Below are 18,404 nucleotides of genomic sequence, written 5' to 3'. Positions count from 1 at the left end.
ATGAACTGAAAATTATTTAGTTGTAATATTATTTATTTCGCAATCAATTTGTGCAAATAACTTAGTTTGTTTTAATAAATCGATTTGTTTAATGTTGTAACCTTCAAGAGCAAGTGATTTTCTAACATATTCGGTATTTGCCAATAAATAGATTATGATATCAGGCTTTAGTCGAGTAATATCTTGAGGTGAATATTTTGTCCAATTTTTATATTTTTCTTGGGTCAAAAAATTTTTATCACAAATGCCAATGGTATTCATTTTAGAAAAATTAAACTTTTCTATTAAAATTTTTCCATATGAGCCAATACCGTATAATAATATTTTTTTGTTTTTATTTGAATTTGCGATTTCATTGATAGTTTCCTGTATTTTTACACTATTTAAATAATTTAATCTTGCTTGGTCTTGAGTTTTAGTGAAAATATTTATACCCATAAATAATAATTTCAATTTAAATAATAGAGCTTTTTGTTTTATATAATACTTTTTTATATAAGAAAGTAATTGTGTTGATAAATTTTCAAAATAATTTTTGAATAAAAAATAGACAAAATAAAAAGAAATTATAAATTGATGTTTGGGTGGTAGAAATTGCCAAACATCATAAAATTGTGAAATATATTTAGGTTTTGCATAAAACATTGAAATATCGTGATAAAAATTCTTGAAATTTCCATGTATATGTGGATGGATAATTGCAATTTCAAGTGAATGAGAAATTAATTTTTTATCTTTTAACGCTGATAATATATTGGCATATCCGACAATCCAAGAATTGGCTTGAGTTCTCATATATAAATCGTCAACATTATATCCCCTAATATATGAACAATCAGTCTCGCCTGCAATCATTCCATTGTCTGAAATAGGCTTATCAACAACGTATATGTGTTTTCCTTGATTTATTGAAGATACAATCGGACCCATGTGAGGAAAAATTGTATAAATATTATCAAAAGCACTTTTTATTGTTGTGTCGTTATATATACCGGTTTTTGTTATTAAGCCTGTTAAGAAAGTTACTTGAATAAGTTGGTAAGCTATATCATTCTTGTGTTCGTCAGGTATTGCATATCTGGCACAACAAATGATATCTTCATTTTGATTAATTGCATTTTCGACTTCATTCCAATTTGAAAAATCATAATTGTCGTCATCAGAAATTATCCACACATAATCTTTTGATGCTTTATACATTGCAAAAACGATATTGGCTGATAAACCAACATTATATTTGTTTTTCTGATATTTGATATTAGGAGCTGTTTTTTTAAATTCCATTACAACATCATACGTAGAGTCTGTAGAGTTGTTGTCAATAACTAGAATGTCAAAATCTTTTATAGGTGATTTTTCATCTAATATTTGTAAGAACGTCTTTCTTAGATTAGATGCTCTATTGTAGGTGATTAATATTATATCTAATTTATTTTTTACTGTCATTTTCTCTTTCTTTATAAAGATTAATAATTTTTTTTAAAGTAGAGTCCAAATCTGTTTGAGGATGCCAATTTAGTTTGTTTAGATTTGAAATATCAGCTGTCGAGTACATAATTTCGTTATCTCGATATGGAATTGCTCCAAATTTAATATTCGTGGAGCTATGCGATGCTTCTTTTATTGCTAATAAAAAATCCTTGATATTAGTGCCTATTCCTGTACCAACATTAAATGTTTCATAGGAAAAATCGTTCTCTTGAGAATATTCGAGAATTTTTAAGTAAGCATTTGTAACGTCGTTAATATATATAAAATCTCTGATTTGTTGTCCTAAAGTTGCATCGTAATTGTTTATTTGGTCTATTGCAATATCTTTTATAGCAGTTTCTACAAATTTGTAGTCATTATCATTTTCGCCAAAAACATGTTCTAGTATGACATTTATTATTTTTATTTCTCCTGAATATTGCTTTAGCCATTGTACAAAATTTCTCTTTGATAAGCAATATGATGATAGAAAAGAATAGATATTTTTTTGTTTATTAAAATAAGAATCAGTATTTATAAAAACTTTAACATTATGTCTTTTCGCATATTCTAATAAACGTAATGGAAATATTAAATTAGATTGTAGAATATCGACGACTTCGGTTTTACCTCGCCCATAATCGGTTGCACAATGAATAATTGTATTAATATCATTTTTTACGAAAATGGTTTCTAAATTGATAGTATCAATATCGATTATTTCTACATTTGTATTTTGAGAAATTTTGTTAATCCGCCACAAATTAGATTTAGCACGTTTTAAAACAATAACATAATAACCGTTTTTAATAAGGGAATGAAGTAAATGGCTCCCTATAAAACCTGTAGCTCCTGTTAATAAAATTTTTGATTTGTTAAGATGCTTCATTTTATCATATTTTCCTGTAGCTCAATATCTGATAAAAACGGTGCCATATTTTCAAAACTTGCAGAAACCATAGAGCCGTCGGGCAATTTTTTTGCTGTTAATTTCGGAACAAAAGAATAATCTTTATCCACAAAAACTTCGCATAAGATTGCACCTTGGGTATTTAAAACCTTGTCGATTTGTTCTTTCAAATCGTGAGAAGTTTTGATTCGAACAGTTTTAAGTCCGAAAGCTTTTCCCACCGCTTCAAAATCAGGTACGCTCACGCCGCTTTCTATTCCGGAACCAGTCATGTGTCCATCAAAAAAACGTTTTTGAGTTTGTTGAATTGATGCGTAAGCTCCGTTATTAATGACAAAAATTTTAATAGGCAAATTGTTATGCTTTATTGTTTGAAGCTCTTGCAAATTCATCATTATAGAACCATCTCCAGCAAGGACAATAATATCATTTTGAGGATTTGCTACTGAAGCTCCAATTGACGCAGGAAGTTCATAACCCATTGAGGCATCTCCCGAGTTCCAAAAAATGCGTTGAGATGAGTTTACATTTCCCACTTGAAATAACGAAACGCAGGCTGTTCCATTTGCTGCTATTAATATTGCTTTTTCAGGTAAAATATCCGTAAGTGTCTTTGTAAAGGTATAAACATTTATTTTCTCATTTTTGTTTTTATATTCGTCATAACTATCAAATGAATATTTGTTTTTTAGCTTTTTACAAAAATCAAGCCATTCGCTGCATTCAAATTTATCAATGTGTTTTGCAAAATCAGGTAAAAAGTCTTTTAAATCGGAATTGATTTTTAAATCAAGAGTAATTGTTGGCTTCTCTAGTTCCGCTGCGTCTATATCAACTGCAATTTTTTTTGCATTTTTAGCGTAATTTTCGCAGTTATAACTTACTTGCCTTATATTATTTCTTGTTCCCAAGCATATTAAAAGGTCGCAGTTTTGTAGAGTAAAATTAGCTCCCCTTTGACCTAAAGAACCAATTCTTCCGATAAAATTTTTATTATTTTCTTCAATGATATCAATGGCATTAAATGTTGTGGCGATAGGGATATCTGTATTTTTTGTAATTTGTTTTAATAAATCTACAGTATTTGATAGTCTAATCCCATGTCCTGCAACAATTAATGGGCGTTTTGATTGTTTTAGAAGCGATATCACTTCAGTGATTTTGTTGTCATTTTTGTTATTGCGTTTTTCCGGAATAAAATCAATAAGTTCATTTTCTTCAATCATAGCACTTTGGATATTCATCGGAATATCAAGCCAAACAGGACCAAATCTCCCCGTTGATGCCTCGTAGATAGCCTTATCTAAATGATATTTAACAGAAAGCGGGTCTGTAATCATAACAGCATATTTTGTTAACGGCTTAACAATGTTAATAATGTCAACTTCTTGGTCGCCCAGTTGCCTTAATGGAATATTGGGGCACGATGATATTGTTGTTGAAAATTTAACTTGACCTGATATATACAAAACCGGTACGCTATCAGTCCATTGCCCCATTATTCCGTTTAAACAATTTAATCCTCCGGGGCCGGTCGTTACGTTTACAACTGCTACTTTTCCAGATGCTCTGAAATATCCTTCTGCCGCAATTGCTGAGGCTTGTTCATGGTGATTGGCTATATAATCGAGATACCTACCCAAGCTGTTATTGAGGTGCATTGCCCCGCCACCTGAAACCATAAAAAAGTTTTCGATTTTGTGAGTTTCTTTCAGGCGTTTAGCTATATAATCTGAAACTTTAATTTTTGCCATTTTGTATCTCTTTTATATAATCTTCAATCAAGTTTTGAGCTTCTTCTTGTTTTAAATTAGTGATTTTTAATAGATTAAAATCGTTTTCTAATAATACCAATGCAAGACCTTTCCCGATATTTTTTTTATCTTGCTTCATTGCTTGAATAGTCTTTTTAGAGTTAATTTTTAATTTTTTTATATTTGTAGTTAATATAGGACTCAATATGTTATTTAAAATCCATTTTTCTTTTTCTTCAGTTAATTTGTTTTGTTTTAAAGAATACTTATTTGCTAAAATCATACCCAACACAACAGCTTGACCGTGTGAGATTGCAAAATCAGTTGAACTTTCTATTGCATGTCCAAAACAATGCCCGAAGTTTAATAAATTCCGTTTTCCCGTGTCAAATTCATCATTTTCTATATAGGATTTTTTTATTTTTAAGCAATGTTTTATTTCTTTGAGTAAAATGTCGGGTTGTTGCTTATCTATTTGGGAAAGATTTTTAACAAAATTTTGTGAAGAAATTTCCCCCTCCATTAAATTAAGCTTAGCCATTTCTCCTATTCCTGAGTAATAGTCAGCTTTTTTTAAGGTGTGCAAAATATTAGGATAGATATAAATTTTTGATGGAGGATAGAACGTCCCTACAAGATTTTTATAATGTTTAAAATTTAAAGATGTTTTCGCTCCGATGCAACTATCTACTTGGGCAAGCAAGGTCGTAGGGATAAAAATCCAGTTTATTCCTCGGTATAAAGAAGATGCTACAAAGCCTGTTATATCTTGAATTATACCCCCACCTATTGAGATAAGAGTCATGTTTTTTCGAGGTGCAGATTGCATTATTTTTTCATATAATTTGCAAACGGATTTTATATTTTTTTTATCTTCTTTTGCTTCTTGCAAAATGTAATTTGAATCTTTAATAGGGGCTAAAAGAGAATTTTTGTGTAAGTTCCAAACCTTTTTATCTATTACAAAAACGGTGTTTTCAATATTTGTAAGCTCTTTTATAAAATCACCGTTGCTTTCAAAACTCACACAGTAATCTTTTATATTTGATTTTATAATCAATTCATCTAAACACATGAAAAGCCTCCATCGACAAATATTGTTTGACCTGTCATAAAAGAATTTTTTTCAGAAGCCAAAAAGTAAACAAATTCTGCAATTTCTTTTGGGGAACCGAGCCTTTTGCAAGGGAGCATTCTTGCAATTTCAGCTACTTGCTCAGGTGTATTGTTTTTGGCTGTCATTTCGGTATTTATAAATCCCGGAGCTACAGCATTAACTAAAATACCGTATTGTGAAAGTTCAACAGCTGTTGCTCTTGTAAGACCTTTTACTCCTGATTTCGCAATTGTGTATAATAAACGTTTTTCCTTAGAAAAATCTGACCAAATTGATGCTATGTTGACTATTTTTCCGTATTTATTCCTTTTCATATAAGGTGCAATGATTTTTATTAGTTCAAGTTGCGAAAGCAGATTGACTTGCATCATTTTTTGCACGGCATCATCATTGATTTCATCAAGAGTAGCAAGATTGTTGATTCCGGCATTGTTTACTAGGATATCAAATTCTGGTTTTTGGCTTTTGAAATATGCTCGAATAGATTCAGTTGAACTCAAATCCATTTCTTTGTGAGTTGGTGCTACAACTTCAATGTCGTTATTTTTCAATGTTACACAAATGACTTTACCTATTCCTCTTGAACCTCCTGTAACGAATGCTCTAAGCATATACGCCTCCTGCAGCTTCAATTAGTTTTTTGTATCTTGTTTCAAGCATTACAAGGCGTTGTGCATCTTCATTCAAAATCATTTTATAAAAATCTCGTTTATTTTTCAGCCACATAAGTTCAAAACCGACAGCTTTTAATATGCCTTTGTCTGCATTTTTATCATTAAGTGCTTTTTGTGCGTCAAATATTATTTTTCTTGTTTCAAATTTCGTCAAAATACCATCAGGTATTGACTTGAAAAAAGGAAGAGAATAGGCTGAAACGCCTCCACCAATTACGAGTTTTTTGTTGTTGTTTTTGCAAACTGTGGCAATTTTTTTAGCTATTTCTAATATTTTATCAGAATTTATATCTTCTCTGGTTAGTCCGAGCGAGCCACACATATCGACTCTTCCGAGAACTATACCTTCAAGGTCATCAGCGTTTTCAAGTTGCATCATTTCTTCAACATTTTTCAGTCCTGTTTGGGTTTCTAAATTAATGAATAATTTGATGTCATCCAATTCTTCATTAGAAAATGCAAGTTTAGCAGAAGCTAAATATTTTTTCATTGCATAAGCACTTTCAATCATTGGGGCTACGATTGTATTTACTCCGATAGTTTTTGCGTCATACATATCTTTAAGAGCTTCACAGCCACCGATTTTTATCGCCAAATCCAGCCCCGCTCTTGTTACGACTTCTTTTAACCGCATTGCTTCTTCAAGACGAGTTCCTTCGGCTTCAAATTCAGCTTTGACAGCGATTACGTGATGATTTTCTTTCAGGTCTGTTAGGGTTTCAACCATCTTCTTTTCTAATATGTTCATAAGTGCTCCTATTTATCGGATTTTAATAAGTTTTCATTTAAATTGTTTTTTTCTTCTTGATAATATGTATATAATTGTTTTATAGCTTCATCTATTTTTGTAAATTTTATTTGCTTAAATTCTTGTTTAAGACGGTTGTTGCTTCCGGTATATTCTATTCCGGTGCCCGCTTTGGCAACTTTTATCCCTAGATTGTTATTTCTAAGTTTAGATATTTTATTTGCGATGTTTAATAGTGATGTCTTTTCATCAGGGACAATATTATAGGATTTATATTTAGTTTCGTTTTCTATAAAAAATTCTAAAATCGGCATTAAATCATCTATGTATAAATAGCTGAAAAGCCTATCTTGTCTTAATGTAATGGGATAATTAAAAACAGTTTTCGCAATAGCATTTGAAATAAATCGAATAGCATAATCTTCGTATTTGCCGAAAATCCCAAAAATATTAAGGTCGACAAAGCCATCTAGGTTGTCAATCATTTTCCTTACTGTGTATTTGCAAAAACCATGTTCATCATCAGGCATTTTTTTATAAATGCTATCTTCAACTGCGTTTGAAATATCATCACTTCCATCGTAGATTGCTCCTGAGCCGAAGTTTATAAGTTTTTTATAATGATTTTTATTTCGTTCAAGATTTAAGAACATTTTTACATTTGAATAATAGAGATTCGAACGGTCTTTTGCATTTCGATGCCCTGGTTTGCAGGCAGCGTGCAAGATAACATCAAAGTTTTTGTCTTTAAAAAAATCATCTGAACAATCGGTATCAAGTAAGTTCAACTCTTTACTTGAAGGTGCAATTATTTCGTAATTTTGGCTTAAATAACTTTCTTTTATGTTCTTTCCAATAAAACCGTTGCCACCGGTGAGAAGAATTTTCTTTTTCATTCACAATGGTCCTCAATAAATTTGTGAATAATGTCTGAGGTGTGATTAAGTTCTTTTTCTCCTAATGCTGGAAATACTCCGACCCAGAATGTGTTATTCATTATAAAATCGGTATTGGGGAGCATTTTATAATGTTCTTCTGTTAAATTTTTAGAGTTTAATAATTGAGAATCATTTATCCTTAAAGGAATATCATTTTCAACAAACATTGGTTGACGAAGAATGTTACCCGCGAATAATTGTCTTGTTCCAACACCATTTTCTTCGAGATATTCAACCATTTGAAATTTGTTGAATTTTTCATTAGGCTTTATTGATATCAAGAAGCCAAACCAAGAGGGATTAGCTTCAGTGTCAATTTGTGGAAGAATTAAATATTCATTTAAATCTGATAATTTATTGTATAAGTATTTAAAATTATCGCGTCTTTTTTGTATAAAAGAATCCACTTTATCTAATTGTGCAAGTCCGATAGCAGCTTGCCAATCAGTGATTTTCATATTATATCCTACATGCGAATATGTATATTTATGGTCATAACCAAAAGGTAATTTTCCCCATTGTTGTTCAAATCGGCAGTTGCAAGTATTGTCATGCCCCGGTTCGCACCAACAATCACGTCCCCAATCTCGATATGATTTTATAATTTTGTTTAATTGGGTATCATTTGTAATAACAGCACCGCCCTCACCCATTGTTATGAAATGAGCCGGATAAAAACTAAAGGTTGCAATATCTCCGTATGTACCTGTGTATTTACCTTTGTAGGTAGCTCCGAGTGCATCACAATTATCTTCGATTAACCATAATTTATACTTATCACACAATTGCTTTATTTTTTCCAAATTATAGACATTCCCCATTGTATGAGCAAGCATAATCACCTTTGTTTTTGGAGTGATAGCTTTTTCAATATCGTCGATTTTTATATTGCATGTATTAATGTCGCAATCAATAAAAACAGGTATTAATCCGTTTTGTAAAATTGGATTTATTGTTGTTGGAAAGCCTGCAGCAACAGAGATGACCTCATCGCCTTTTTTGACTTGTCTGTCAGTTAATTTATATGACATTAATGAAGATAAAGCTAATAAATTTGCACTTGAACCTGAGTTTACGGTTAAACAATGCTTTACTCCTAAATATTTAGCAAATTTTTCTTCAAATGCTTTATTAAATCTACCGGTTGTGAGCCACATATCCATAGATGCATCAAACATATTGCAAAGTTCTTCTGCTCCTAAAACTTTTCCTGACGCTGGAATATAGTTTGATTTATTTCTTTTTTTATAAACCGTATTATAATAAACTTTTCCAAGTTTTTTTATGGCTGCCCTCAAAATATTTTCCATTAAACTATGGAACATTTATTTTCTCCTTTTAGTATGTATCTTAAATCGTAAACTTTTTTATTTGAAAATAATTCTTGTTTTTCCATAAATTCATTCCAAGCTGTAGTTATTATTAACGTATCACAGCGAGAAACAATATCTTCAACAGAATTTAAATAATTAAGTGGCAAAGAATATGTTTTATCGAACAATTCATTAGCAAGCGGGTCATATACGTTAATATTTTTGTACCCTTTTTCCAACAACATTTCAATTATCATTTTTGCAGGTGTTTGTCTGATGTCATCGGAATTCGGCTTAAATGATAAGCCTAAAATCCCTAGGGATGATGATTTTGGAATTTCTTTTTCAATTTTATCAATCCAAAACGGTTTTATTTCTGAATTTACGTCCAAAACATTTTTTAATATTTTTGCATCATATCCATATTCTTTGGCTTTATATACCATTGCTTGTGTATCTTTTGGCAAACAATATCCGCCAAAACCACACCCCGGATAAGTATAAGTTTGCATAGTGCAGGGTGAGCCTGACCAGCGTTTGTCCTCGTGCAAGATATTAAAAGCAGTTTTTATATCAATATTTCCGATAGAACTTGCTATCATTGACATTTCGTTTGAATAACTGATTAAAGTTGATAATAATGTATTTGATAAATATTTAATAAATTCACTTGTGTTTAATGAAACATAATGGATATCAACATTAAATTTAGAATATATTTGAGTTAATAAAGATTTTGAATAGTCATCTTCCACCCCGAGAATAATTCTATCTGGATTAATAAAATCGCTCCAAGCGTAGCCTTCTCGTAAAAATTCCGGATTATTCGCAACAAAAATATCTTTGCCAACAACAAAACCTTTAGATTCAATATAGGGGATAATTTCATTTTTTGTTGTCGAGGGGGGAATCGTTGATTTGAAAACCAATAGTTTCTTTTCACCCTTTTGCAGGTTAGACAATATGTCACTAATTGCTGATTTTATATATTTTAAATCAGCTTTTCCGTCTTTATCAGAGGGCGTACCGACACATAAAAAAATAATTTTTGAATTATCAACCGCAGTTTTTATGTCATTAGAGAGTTGAAAATTTTTATTTAAATTTTTATCTAATATTTCTTGCATTTGTTGTTCATAAAAAGGTATTTTATGCGAAGAAAGCGAATTTACCTTATTTTTATCAATATCGTAGCCATAGACTTGAAAACCTTTTTCGCTAAAGCCAAGAGCTGTTGTCAATCCGACAAAACCTAACCCAAAAACTGCTATCATTATTTAATCTCCATTGTTTTTAAGTATTCTAAATATCTTTTAATTCCTTCGTGGACCCCGACTTTAGGAGAATAGTCTAAAATCTTAATAGCTTTATTTATGTTAGGACATCTTCTGTTTGGGTTATCCGTTAAGTAATTTTGGTCATCAGACGTTTTATAAATAACCTCACCTTGATAATCGAATAATTCCTTTGCTGCCTCAACATAAATGCAGGCAAGTTCTTTAATTGAAATTTCAGGTTTTTCAATTCCAATATTAAAATAATCGAATTTACCATGTAAAAGGATTTTTAAATAACCTGTAATTGCATCTGAAATATAGCAGAAAGTTCTAGTCGGGCTACCGTTTGACAAAATTTCTATATTTTGGTTATTTAAAACAGCTTTTGCAAAATCAGCAGGGACTCTTTTGTCATCAATTTTCATCCCCGGGCCGTAATTATTGAACGGACGTGCAATTGAAATAGGCAAATTAAATTGTTTAGAATATTCCAAACAAATTGTTTCCCCAAATCGTTTGGACTCATCGTAACAAGAACGCGGGCCAACAGAAGAAACATTACCTCTATATGTTTCAGGAGTTGGTATGTTTTCAGGAGTCGGGTCGCCATATACCTCACTGCTTGAAAAGAATAAAAAACCTTTAAGTGATGAGTTTTTATACTCATCAAGGAGCATTTTTAGTCCCCAAATATTAGCTTCAATAGTTTCTATAGGGTATTTTCTATAAAATACGGGAGAGGCAATTGATGCCATGTGTATGACAAAAGAATTTTCTTTTTGTAGTTTTAATTTTGAGATATCGCCTTTGATAATATCAAATTCTTGAATATCAATATTTCCGTCTTTTAAAATGTCATCAAGCCAATCAGGGCGTCCAACTTGAAAATTATCGACAGCAACTATAGATTTGATGTTTAATTGTTTTTTAAATTTATTAAAGAAATTTAAAAAATAATAGCCCAAAAAACCACAACAACCGGTAATAAAAATATTAGAATTATCAAATTTATTACTTTTATCTTTTATACTTTCAAAAATTTTATCTAAATCTTCATTGACAATTTTGTTAGAAATCACTTATAGCTCCTGTCTGTTTTGCCATATCGCCCAAGGGGCATTTCCCTTGAGCCATAAATCTGTTAACTCTGTTTTTTCTTTTAATGTATCCATCGGTTTCCAAAAACCTTCGTGCTTATATGCGTTAAGATTATTTTCCTTAGCCAAAGTTTCTAATGGCTGTTTTTCAAATCTTAAGTTTTCATCATCTTGTGGTAGGTAGTTAAATATTTCAGGTTCGCAAACAAAAAATCCGACATTGACCCAAGAATCATCGCCTGTGTGTTTTTCGGCAAAAGTTGTTATTTCATTTTTTTCATTTATTGATACAGCACCAAATCTCCCTGCAGGTTTAATTGCAGTCATTGTGACTTTTTTCCCTGATTTTTCGTGAGCTTTGAGTAGGTTTTTAATATTTATATCAGCAACCCCGTCACCATAAGTGAGCATAAAACGTTCGCTGCTGATGTAATTTTGTGCTTTTTTTAGACGGGCACCAGTTTGTGCTGTTTGTCCGGTGTATAAAATCGTGACTTTCCAAGGTTCGTGTCTTGTTTTATGGATTTCCACCGTGTTATTTCCCATATCGACAGTGATGTCAGAATATCGATTGTAATAATTTACGAAATACTCTTTTATAACATGAGATTTATATCCGGAAAGTATTACAAAATCATTGAAGCCATAGTATGAATATATTTTCATAATATGCCAAAGAATTGGTCTGCCACCGATTTCAACCATTGGCTTAGGTTTTAAGTCTGTTTCTTCAGATAATCTCGTTCCTAAACCACCTGCGAATATAACTACCTTCATAAAATTCCTCAAAATATCTGTCATTATTATACGTTTTTTCAAGGCATTGAGTCAAGAATAATAACAAATTTGATTACATTTATATAATAATGTTTCTTTTCTTTTTTATTAAGGATTTATATTCAAAATTCGAATAATTTTTTTTGATGAAGTTTAAAGCATTTGCAGGTTCGTACAAGGTAAATAAAATTACTTCTGGTTTTAATTCATTTATTTTATTAGGAGAAATTGCCGTGTAGCCTTTATATTCAGTATCTTCTGTGTATTTGAGGTCGCTGATTGCTACAATATTAAATTTTGACAGGTTGTATTTGTCGAATAATACATTGGCAATAGTTCCGGCACCATAAATAAGAACTTTTTTTCCATTATATTTTTTTGCAAGCGAATTGATGTATTTCTGTTCGTTTATGTACTCAAAATATTTTTTCCATTTATCTTCACCAAATTCTGTTATAAAATCTGTATTTGAAAATAAACATTTAAAATTGACAGATAAAAGAGCCAAATAAAACCTGATTTTTTGACTCAACGATAAATTACGCAATATCTTATAAATATTAACGGGGCTGTTTTGATAGTATTTTTTATTTAAAAGTATTTTTGTTTTAAACAAATCATAGAGCGATTTGTGTCCATGTCTTAATCCGTTGATGATTTCAATTTGTTTTTTTCTATCTCTTATCAGTTGTATTGATGATAAATACCCGACTGTCCAAAACATGTTTTGCCTATCGATAGGTATTTGTTCTTTTTCGTTACCTCTTATGTAGCTCAAGGGATGGAAGTTTGCAATTCCCATATTTACGACTTGATGCTTCGGATAATAAATTTTCACATTAGTATTTATACACTTTGCCATTATTGCTAAATGCGGAAACAGGTTCGAAATATTATCATAAGCATTAGTTATTACTGTCGTTGTTAAAAGAGATGTTTTGTAAATAGCTGCCGGAACAAAAGACGCTTTATAAAACAAATCAGCTATATTTTTAGTGCATTTTCGAGTGAGAATGACGTCATAATCATTTGCGATTGCGTTTTCAATTTCACCAAATCCTGTCCAATCAAAATCGTCATCATCGCACAAAACCCATATATATTTTTTTTCAGCAGATTCGTAAGCTCTTATTATGTTTGCATTTCCGCCGATATTCCTTTTATTAATAATATGTTTTAAATTTTTATATTTTGTTTTATATTTTTCGATGATATTCGAGGTTTCGTCAGTTGATGCATTATTTAAAATTGTAATTTGCAAATTTTTAATAGGAGAGCCTTCAGAAAAAATTTGTTCAAGCGTATTTTTTAGTTTTTCAGCTCGATTGTAAGTTATAACGAAAATATCTAAATCATTATTTAGCTGAGATGTCATTAATATGGGACTCCCTTAATTTCTATCAAATTGATTATATATACTCTCCATTTAGTTGGCAATTATGTTTCGGTGGCGATATGTAAAGTTATGTTAAACAAAATTTAAAAAATATATACAAAATAGTCAATTTTTATTTCAAAAATAACTTTATATAAGTACAGAGGACTTTAGAGATTACAAAAAATATTTATAGAAAAGGAGAAATTATGGCTAGAGTTTTAATTTCAATGCCGGAAAAATTTTTAGGAGAAATCGATCAAGTAGCAGATGGTGAAAATCGTTCTAGAAGCGAATTGATAAGAGAAGCATTAAGAACATATATTCATAGAAATAAAGTAAGAGAAAATACATTGGCAATGAAAAATGCTTCAATTTTAGAATCATTACTCGATTAGATTAACAGATATCAATTTTATAAAACGACTCAACTGAGTCGTTTTTTTTTTTGCTCGAAAATTATCCGCTAAAGTTAGTAATGGCAACTCTTTTTGAATAATTTCACAAAGCAGTAAAATATTTACAAAAGTTCATAAAATAAGATAAAAAAAGCAATATTTCGCACGGCATATACTTTATATATATATAAGAGAGATTTAAAACGAGAGATTCAGAGGACAGAGAGATATGACAATGAACGTTACTTATGATAATAATATTTTCAATACAAATGATACAAGAATGAGATTTAGAAATTCAGCTGATCCGATTTATGTAGCTTATGAATACGTTGATAGCCAACCAATTTCAAAATTAGCTCAATCATTTGTTAAAGAATCAGTTTTCGAATTTATGAACATAGTTTCAAAAGTAATTAAAGGCTAGAGCGGTAGAAATCGCACATAGTCTTTAAACAACAGGAAGGGCACTTTGGCGATATCGGTTTACAGATATTTTGTCCAAAAGTAACTAATAGGGTATTTAAATCTATCCAGTATTTATGGGGTAGATTTTTTTTTAGGTCAAATTCGGTTTCTTCAGGGTTTTTGGTCTTTACGAGCCCTACTCTGTTAGAAATCCTGTGAACGTGAACGTCAACGCAAATTGCCGGCTTATTAAAACCTTTAGCTAATACGAGATTTGCTGTTTTTCTGCCCACGCCCTTAAATTTGATGAGTTCTTCAATAGACTCAGGCACCTGAGAGTTCATTTCTTCATATAATATTTTTGACAAATCAACGATTTGTTTTGCTTTTGTTTTGTAAAAGCCGACGGGATATATGGCTTTAGCCAATATTTCGGTGTCAAGATTTGCGAAATCTTTTGGTGTTTTGCCAAGGGCGAGCATTCGCATAGTTGCAGGATAGGTGGTTTTATCATTGGTTCTTAGGGATAAAATGCATGCAATAAGAACAATATATGGGTCTTTAATATTTTCCATAAATTGCACAAAGTCAGTTTTTGGTAAATTTTCTTTTTTCAACAATTTAGAAATTTTATCGATATCTTTCATTTTATATCCCAATTCATTGTTTTCAAAAATAAAGGCTGCCCTTTTAGAAAAGGCAGCCTTTATTTTAAATATATTGACTATTCAACTTCAATAGCACTAACCGGACAAGCGTCAGCAGCTTCTTTAACGCAATCTTCGTTACCGGCAACAGCTGATTCATCAACAACAGCGATATCTTCTACTGAAAATACAGCGTCACAAATAGATTCGCAAGCACCACATGCTATGCATCCGTCTCCAACAGTTACTTTCATAATTTTCTCCTTTTAAATTAATTGTCTCTTTGTGAATTAAATTCGAGAGTATTATAACAAAAAAAATGTTTTTTTACTATACCCGTTAAAAAAGCCAATTTCTGATAGTATCGGCGACGTAAGTGAAAGAGTCTTTTACGCCTAGATTTTCAGGCTTAATATTTTTATGATAAACAAGTAAAGGCACTTGTTCTCTTGTGTGGTCAGTGCCAGGTACTGTAGGGTCACACCCATGGTCAGCTGTGATTATTAACAAATCCTCATCAGACATGTTTTCAATAAATTTGGGGATATATGTATCAATTTCTTCAATAGCTTTAGCATAGCCTTCAACATTATTTCTGTGCCCATATAGCATGTCAGTATCTACAAGGTTTGTGAAAATAAAATATTTGTCAGGAGAAGCTGTACAATCTGCAACTTTTAATTCATCAAGGTTCATTTCATTTTTTATTGCTTTTAATGTTAAGTTTAATCCTTCGGTGTTTGAGCCTGTATGTATGGCGTGAGTAATTCCGGAACCTACAAATATATCTTCAATTTTTCCAATACCAAAGACTCTGCCGTTGTTGTTCATTACTTCGTTGCACAATGTATCTTTAAAAGGAACAACAGAGTAGTCATGTCTTAATGCGGAAATTCTTGATGGTTTTCCGTCAATCATTTTGTATGGTCTTGCGATTACTCTTGAAACATTGTATCCGTCATCTAAGATTTTTCTAGCGATTTCGCAATATTCATAGAGTTTTTCGATAGGGATTAAATCTATGTCGACTGCTATTTGGAAAACGCTGTCAGCACTTGTGTAAACGATAGGATAAAGTGTTTTAGCATGTTCTTCATGCAAGTCTTCAATTATCTTTGTTCCAGAGGCAGCACAGTTACCCAAAATGCCTTTGCAGCCGGTTGCTTTAATGAATTTATCAATAAGACCATGGTCAAACCCGTGAGGATAAACCTGGAACGGTTCGTCTAAAATAAGCCCCATCATTTCCCAGTGACCTGTAGTTGTATCTTTGCCTTTTGATGTTTCTTTCATAATGCCGAATTGTGCAATATGATTTGGGTTATTTTTTACGCCTTTGACTTCGGTTATGTTTCCAAGACCCAATTTTTCGAAAGTAGGAGCATTTAATCCTCCTACACCTGCAGCCACATTGCGTAAGGTATTACAGGTTGATAAATCATTATACTCTGCGGCATCAGGCAAAGCTCCTGCTCCCATTGAGTCTACAACAACTACAATTGCTCTTTTCATAGTTCTCCATTCTAGTTTAATAAACACGATGCATTCACTTGGAAATTTATTATACCCCCAGTGAAAGCAAAAAAAAAGTCCCGTATTTAAACGAGACATTTTTGTTGATTTTCTCCCAACATAAATTTATTTTCCAAAACTCCTCAAATATACATATTCCAGAGCTCTAACTCTGAGAATTAAATTTAGATTTCTAAAATTTTCTCTTTCATATAAATTAACAGTCTATTTGTCTAGTAACCACTCTCTGTCGAAAGTTTAAGCCATCACCTCACTAACTAAATCCCTTTAATCTCGACTCGTAGGATTATACTATTATGAGGAACCATGCTTTACAAGAATATTAATATTAAATATTTTTTACAAATGACCATGCCCCCCAACCTGACTAACCAAATTTGTATTTACATTATTTAATGAAGAAGATTTAATGAATTTACGTAAAAATATGTGAAAAAAATGCTTGACTTTAAAAATACTACTGGGTTTATTTCAGATATAGCAACAAAAAATGGAGAATCAAAAGAAACTCCATTTTTGAATAAATTTTTAACTTATAGCAATAAGTTTATACGGCTCTTTGAACTTTACCTGCTTTTAGACAAGAAGTACAAACTTTAATTCTCTTAACAGTACCGTCCAAATTAACCTTAACAGATTGAATGTTAGGGAATTGTCTATGAACATTTTGTTTATGAGAAAATGATATCTTAGCTGCTTTTAAAGATTTTTTACCGCATACATCGCATTGAATTGACATTTTTATTTCCTTTCGCATGTTTTTATTCAGTAATGTGATGATAAGTCAAAGATAACATTTAATCAAGTCCGAAAAAATATAAAACTATGTATCGTTACAATTTAAAAACAATCCGGCTACTTGAATAGTAACTAATATGATTTTAATATATTATAAGTTGGGTGGGTAATATGGACGTAAAAAATAAAACTATAAGAGAACAACTTGAGGACAAAGAATTTGTGATACTGAGTGAATTTGCGGCAAAAAGCAGATTTACGAAGGGGCGAGTATCTCCTATTGAAAAATGTCCTTTGAGGACTGATTTTCAAAGAGATAGGGATAGAATTATTCATAGCAAGGCTTTCAGACGCTTGAAGCACAAAACCCAAGTCTTTTTCTCTCCTAATGACGACCATTACAGAACGAGATTGACGCATACTCTTGAAGTTTCTCAAATAGCCAGAACGATTGCCAAAGCTTTGGCGTTAAATGAAGATTTGACAGAAGCTATTGCTTTAGGGCATGACCTTGGGCATACGCCTTTTGGTCATAGCGGAGAAGCCATTTTAAACCAAACTATGAAAAATGGTTTCAAACACAACGAGCAAAGTGTCAGGGTTGCGACTTATATCGAAAACCTGAACCTTACTGCCGAAACCTTGAATGGAATATTGAACCACTCTTATGCAGGTTGTGAAACTCCTTACACCTTAGAGGGGCAAGCTGTTAAATTCTCTGACAAAATTGCTTATATTCACCATGATATTCAAGACTCAATGAGGGCCGGGATTATAAGAGAAGCAGATTTGCCTTCTGATTGCATTAAATATTTTAATAATAATCAAAAAAAACATTCAAGTGTCGTTGCTAAAATGGTTATGGATATTGTTGAAAACAGTCAGGGGCAAAATATCTTAAAAATGTCAGATGAATGTGATTTCTATTACAAACGTTTAAGAACTTGGATGTTTGAAAATGTTTACACAAATTCTATCGCTAAAGCTGAAGAAGGCAAAGCTAAAAATTTGGTAAAAGAATTGTTTATTTATTATACCAATGCTCTTGAAGACAAGTTTGGTTCCTCAAATAATGACGCAATTGAGCAAACAGCAACCGACTACATTTCAGGCATGACAGATGGCTATGCTGTTATGAAGTTCAAACACATATTTATGCCCGAGCCTATGATTGTTGTTCCTCAAGACAATTTTTTGTTGACATTAGCACAAATTAACGGATTAAATTAA

19 protein-coding genes are annotated in these 18,404 nt (G+C 31.4%); 3 read left to right on the top strand and 16 right to left on the bottom strand.

The window, feature by feature from the left end:
* Positions 1–12: 12 nt before the first annotated feature.
* The 12 genes from PHV37_06955 to PHV37_06900 form a co-directional block, all read right to left on the bottom strand.
* Positions 13–1,446 (bottom strand): glycosyltransferase family 2 protein, encoded by a 1,434-nt coding sequence (locus tag PHV37_06955; protein MDD3237820.1) that lies wholly within the window; start codon positions 1,444–1,446, stop codon positions 13–15.
* On the bottom strand, positions 1,430–2,359 hold the full coding sequence (locus PHV37_06950; GenBank protein MDD3237819.1) for an NAD-dependent epimerase/dehydratase family protein: 930 nt from the start codon (positions 2,357–2,359) through the stop codon (positions 1,430–1,432). The genes PHV37_06955 and PHV37_06950 overlap by 17 nt, the downstream gene beginning before the upstream one ends.
* A complete protein-coding gene (locus PHV37_06945) occupies positions 2,356–4,134 on the bottom strand; it encodes a thiamine pyrophosphate-binding protein (protein ID MDD3237818.1) in 1,779 nt (592 codons plus the stop codon). Before PHV37_06945 ends, PHV37_06950 begins: the two co-directional genes overlap by 4 nt.
* Entirely contained in the window at positions 4,121–5,209 is a 1,089-nt protein-coding gene (locus tag PHV37_06940; protein MDD3237817.1) for a 3-dehydroquinate synthase, read from the bottom strand. The genes PHV37_06945 and PHV37_06940 overlap by 14 nt, the downstream gene beginning before the upstream one ends.
* Complete coding sequence (locus PHV37_06935; protein MDD3237816.1) at positions 5,200–5,862, bottom strand: SDR family NAD(P)-dependent oxidoreductase; 663 nt, start codon at positions 5,860–5,862, stop codon at positions 5,200–5,202. The genes PHV37_06940 and PHV37_06935 overlap by 10 nt, the downstream gene beginning before the upstream one ends.
* Positions 5,855–6,673, bottom strand: coding sequence for an aldolase/citrate lyase family protein (locus tag PHV37_06930; protein MDD3237815.1), 819 nt, complete (start codon positions 6,671–6,673; stop codon positions 5,855–5,857). Before PHV37_06930 ends, PHV37_06935 begins: the two co-directional genes overlap by 8 nt.
* Positions 6,674–6,681: 8 nt before the next feature.
* The gene (locus PHV37_06925; protein MDD3237814.1) at positions 6,682–7,569 is read right to left on the bottom strand and encodes an NAD(P)-dependent oxidoreductase; all 888 of its coding nucleotides are present in this window, start codon (positions 7,567–7,569) and stop codon (positions 6,682–6,684) included.
* On the bottom strand, positions 7,566–8,936 hold the full coding sequence (rfbH, locus tag PHV37_06920) for a lipopolysaccharide biosynthesis protein RfbH (GenBank protein ID MDD3237813.1): 1,371 nt from the start codon (positions 8,934–8,936) through the stop codon (positions 7,566–7,568). The genes PHV37_06925 and rfbH overlap by 4 nt, the downstream gene beginning before the upstream one ends.
* On the bottom strand, positions 8,921–10,198 hold the full coding sequence (locus tag PHV37_06915) for a UDP-glucose/GDP-mannose dehydrogenase family protein (GenBank protein ID MDD3237812.1): 1,278 nt from the start codon (positions 10,196–10,198) through the stop codon (positions 8,921–8,923). The genes rfbH and PHV37_06915 overlap by 16 nt, the downstream gene beginning before the upstream one ends.
* Positions 10,198–11,280, bottom strand: coding sequence for an NAD-dependent epimerase/dehydratase family protein (locus PHV37_06910; GenBank protein MDD3237811.1), 1,083 nt, complete (start codon positions 11,278–11,280; stop codon positions 10,198–10,200). The genes PHV37_06915 and PHV37_06910 overlap by 1 nt, the downstream gene beginning before the upstream one ends.
* Positions 11,281–12,075, bottom strand: coding sequence for a glucose-1-phosphate cytidylyltransferase (rfbF, locus tag PHV37_06905; protein MDD3237810.1), 795 nt, complete (start codon positions 12,073–12,075; stop codon positions 11,281–11,283).
* Positions 12,076–12,154: 79 nt separating this feature from the next.
* Positions 12,155–13,450 (bottom strand): glycosyltransferase family 2 protein, encoded by a 1,296-nt coding sequence (locus PHV37_06900; GenBank protein ID MDD3237809.1) that lies wholly within the window; start codon positions 13,448–13,450, stop codon positions 12,155–12,157.
* Between the two features lie 209 nt (positions 13,451–13,659).
* On the opposite strand from PHV37_06900, the gene PHV37_06895 reads away from it, so the two are divergent.
* Both PHV37_06895 and PHV37_06890 read left to right on the top strand, forming a co-directional pair.
* Positions 13,660–13,848 (top strand): ribbon-helix-helix domain-containing protein, encoded by a 189-nt coding sequence (locus PHV37_06895; GenBank protein MDD3237808.1) that lies wholly within the window; start codon positions 13,660–13,662, stop codon positions 13,846–13,848.
* A gap of 229 nt (positions 13,849–14,077) precedes the next feature.
* Positions 14,078–14,275: a hypothetical protein gene (locus tag PHV37_06890; protein MDD3237807.1), complete on the top strand. Its 198-nt coding sequence runs from the start codon at positions 14,078–14,080 to the stop codon at positions 14,273–14,275.
* Here the strand turns inward: PHV37_06890 and PHV37_06885 are convergent.
* From PHV37_06885 to rpmB, 4 genes are all read right to left on the bottom strand, one after another.
* On the bottom strand, positions 14,265–14,903 hold the full coding sequence (locus PHV37_06885; protein ID MDD3237806.1) for an endonuclease III: 639 nt from the start codon (positions 14,901–14,903) through the stop codon (positions 14,265–14,267). The two genes, PHV37_06890 and PHV37_06885, sit on opposite strands and share 11 nt — an antisense overlap.
* Before the next feature lie 77 nt (positions 14,904–14,980).
* Positions 14,981–15,157, bottom strand: a complete 177-nt coding sequence (locus tag PHV37_06880) for a ferredoxin (GenBank protein ID MDD3237805.1) — start codon at positions 15,155–15,157, stop codon at positions 14,981–14,983.
* 85 nt (positions 15,158–15,242) lie between these two features.
* Complete coding sequence (locus tag PHV37_06875) at positions 15,243–16,415, bottom strand: phosphopentomutase (GenBank protein MDD3237804.1); 1,173 nt, start codon at positions 16,413–16,415, stop codon at positions 15,243–15,245.
* Positions 16,416–16,983: 568 nt separating this feature from the next.
* Entirely contained in the window at positions 16,984–17,175 is a 192-nt protein-coding gene (gene rpmB, locus PHV37_06870; GenBank protein MDD3237803.1) for a 50S ribosomal protein L28, read from the bottom strand.
* Positions 17,176–17,345: 170 nt separating this feature from the next.
* Here rpmB and PHV37_06865 point away from each other — a divergent pair, with 170 nt between their 5' ends.
* Positions 17,346–18,404 (top strand): deoxyguanosinetriphosphate triphosphohydrolase, encoded by a 1,059-nt coding sequence (locus PHV37_06865; protein ID MDD3237802.1) that lies wholly within the window; start codon positions 17,346–17,348, stop codon positions 18,402–18,404.

Source organism: Candidatus Gastranaerophilales bacterium (genome assembly GCA_028693235.1).
Taxonomy (GTDB): Bacteria; Cyanobacteriota; Vampirovibrionia; order Gastranaerophilales; family Gastranaerophilaceae; genus JAQUVW01.
The sequence above is the reverse complement of the archived record's forward strand: the minus strand, read 5'-3'. Positions and strand labels throughout refer to the sequence as shown.